Raw genomic sequence first — 1,845 nt, 5'->3', positions numbered from 1 at the left:
GTTTACCGTATTCCCTTAACTCACCGTCCGGGCCGACATAGCGATAGAGCGTCTGGCGAGATACGCCCATCTACTCGACCCCAAAATCTATCACGAGGCCGAAGACACGCTTGCTTATTTTCCCTCTGGCGCAAGGCACGCCGGGAAAACAGTGCGGCCTCGCGGCTACTGGGGACTACCAGCCTTCGCTTCGCTCTCCATGGCTGGCAGCGGGATGTCGGTGCGGCTGACGTCGCCCTGGTACAGCGCCTGGTGGACGGACGCCAGATCGGTGGGATCGTTCTGCTCGAAGAGCTCAGATACCGCCTCGTCGATTCGTTGGTCTTTGGCGGAACTGTAAAGGGTGGAATCGTAAGTCATCTGCCATGGGCCTCCTTACAGGGTAATGCCGCGCTCGTCTCGGGGCGCCGGGGTCGTTACGCGGCCGTGGTGGATGGAAACGACCGTCCCGACCTCGGGACGATCATCCAGTGATTGAATGGGGTGCGCGACGAAAGTCCGGGACGCGACCTGTTGGATCGCGTGCTGCTCGTTGGTAGCGATCACTGGACCGTCGTAGCGGATTGCCGGATTGGCCGGATACAAGGCGCCTTGTGCACCGGACGCCTCGAACAATGCCTGTGCCTGGTCGGACACACCAGAGCGATCCAGCGCCTGGCGCATACTGGCCAGTGCAATCTCGTAACGGACATTGCGTGTGGCCGTGCCAGTCACCTTGGCGATGGCTCCCATTGCCGCCAGACCGGCGATATCCCGGTGTGCTGTACGCTCTGGGCATTTGGTGATCTTCATGTAGTCCTTGGGCGTGATTCCCCGCTTTACACGATCAGGCCCACGCCGAAAAACCGCATCGAGCGCTTTCTGCTGCCGCTCGTTCAGTTGATCGCCAAATCGATCGAAGAAACGAACTTTGTCCAGGATGAAATCGACCTGCTTGAGCGCAATCTGCTGTGCATCGAGGGCCATCCTGGTGAAGAAACCCAGCCAGTTCTGGATGTGGCCATCGCCTTTCTGGGCATCGCCCAGTTCGCGGTAATAGGCCTTTTTATTCTGCTCAATGGCTGTTGCCAAACAGCCGAGCGTCGGGAACCCCAGGCCTTGAGACAATGCCTGATCGGCGATTGCGCGCCCTACCCGCCCATTCCCGTCGTCGAAGGGATGGATCGTCTCGAACCACAAATGCGCAATCCCCGCACGGATCGGCACTGGCAACTCATTGCGCGATTCGTTGTACCAGTCAATGAATCGATCCATCTCCGCCTCGACACGATCGGGCGGCGGCGCATGGTAATGGACCTTGAAGCGACCGATCGCCCCAGATACGACGTCCATTTCTTCATCGCGGTACGCGCCACGCTTGGCGGGGAAGAGAGGGGATTCAGGCACCACAGCCTCCTGCCAGGCAAATAGCAGATTGTGGGTTAGCGGCTGCCCCCAGTTCTGCCGAACATCGGCCATCAATTGAGCGATACCTTCGGCTTTCTGGTCCCAAGAAAATCCTTTACCCTGGACGAACCCCATCAACGCGGCGATGGAATTGACGACCGATTCACGATCGAGGCGTTCGCCCTCGATCTCCATCGTCTTCACTGCTTCGCTCACCATCAGATCGACGGTGATCTCCTGGCGGGAAACATCGGCCAAGGCCTCCACCCTTCCAGCCAGGCGGGACGCTGCGGCCGAAAAATCGGCGATTACCCCGGAGAACTCGGCCGGCTCATACTGAAATCAAATACTACCCGCAGAGCGGGTAGTATGATGAAAGCCCCCGGAGGGGGCTATTGTCAGAGTCCCGCCAACCTTAACTGCTCTTGGCGCTTCTCTTCCCGTTCCTGATTCTTTATG

1 protein-coding gene and 1 pseudogene are annotated in these 1,845 nt (G+C 58.9%); both read right to left on the bottom strand.

Translation table 11 applies throughout. The features are described from left to right. Nucleotides 1-375 precede the first annotated feature (375 nt). A complete protein-coding gene (locus tag ACOCD2_RS18335) occupies nucleotides 376-663 on the bottom strand; it encodes a KfrB domain-containing protein (RefSeq protein WP_419586568.1) in 288 nt (95 codons plus the stop codon). A 456-nt stretch (nucleotides 664-1,119) separates the two neighbouring features. Then, nucleotides 1,120-1,716 (bottom strand): annotated as a pseudogene (locus tag ACOCD2_RS18330) (Fic family protein); the annotation flags it as partial. Between the last annotated feature and the right edge of the window lie 129 nt (nucleotides 1,717-1,845).

This window comes from Thiolapillus sp. (assembly GCF_048562965.1).
In the GTDB taxonomy this organism is placed as follows: Bacteria; Pseudomonadota; Gammaproteobacteria; order Chromatiales; family Chromatiaceae; genus Thiolapillus; species Thiolapillus brandeum_A.
Note: the sequence above shows the minus strand (reverse complement) of the source record. Positions and strands in the feature narration are given on the sequence as shown.

Bases quoted from the DNA above. Each gene is read 5' to 3' on its own strand.
- ACOCD2_RS18335 (WP_419586568.1), bottom strand. From the start codon at position 663: ATGCGCCAGGCGCTGGATCGCTCTGGTGTGTCCGACCAGGCACAGGCA.